The following is a 682-nucleotide window of genomic DNA, read 5'->3' as shown; positions in this document are numbered from 1 at the left end:
GAAATCTTCGGATCACAGCTCACTTACAGCTCCCCGAAGCATATCGGTGTTCGTCCCGTCCTTCATCGGCTCCTAGTGCCAAGGCATTCACCGTGCGCCCTTGGTCGCTTAACCATCTGTCCGCCGCACGCTCGTCACGAGCGTCCTGTTTCAGCGCTTTCGCCTAAAAAAGCAGCTGATAAGCAGATCAGTGATTCGTCGTTCTCGGCAGTTCTTCTAAGACACTCGGATTCCTCTCCAACCAGGTATATCTGATCGTTGATTCGATCCGGTGATTCGTTTTCATTGCGTTATCCGGTTTTCAAAGGGCATGCATTTCTAATGGTGGAGCCTAGCGGGATCGAACCGCTGACCTCCTGCGTGCAAGGCAGGCGCTCTCCCAGCTGAGCTAAGGCCCCAAACACTTAAAATGGTGGGCCTGAGTGGACTCGAACCACCGACCTCACGCTTATCAGGCGTGCGCTCTAACCAGCTGAGCTACAGGCCCATTTTAAATGAAAAGAGTATATGAAATAAAAAAAGAGAGAACAGTGATCTCTCAAAACTAAACAAAAGAACGAAGCAAGAAGGAATCGATTGAGCTTGATGCTCCTTAGAAAGGAGGTGATCCATCCGCACCTTCCGGTACGGATACCTTGTTACGACTTCACCCCAATCATTTGTCCCACCTTCGGCGGCTGGC

At 50.9% G+C, this 682-nt stretch carries 2 tRNA genes and 2 rRNA genes; all 4 read right to left on the bottom strand.

Features of this window, described 5'->3' with window-relative positions:
- Positions 1-114, bottom strand: a 23S ribosomal RNA gene (locus ACSZLD_RS16845); the annotation flags it as partial.
- Positions 115-322: 208 nt separating this feature from the next.
- Positions 323-398, bottom strand: a tRNA-Ala gene (locus ACSZLD_RS16840).
- Between the two features lie 12 nt (positions 399-410).
- Positions 411-487, bottom strand: a tRNA-Ile gene (locus tag ACSZLD_RS16835).
- Between the two features lie 109 nt (positions 488-596).
- A 16S ribosomal RNA gene (locus ACSZLD_RS16830) occupies positions 597-682 on the bottom strand; the annotation flags it as partial.

It is taken from the genome of Alkalicoccus luteus, assembly GCF_052061695.1.
GTDB lineage: Bacteria > Bacillota > Bacilli > Bacillales > Salisediminibacteriaceae > Alkalicoccus > Alkalicoccus luteus.
Note: the sequence above shows the minus strand (reverse complement) of the source record. Positions and strands in the feature narration are given on the sequence as shown.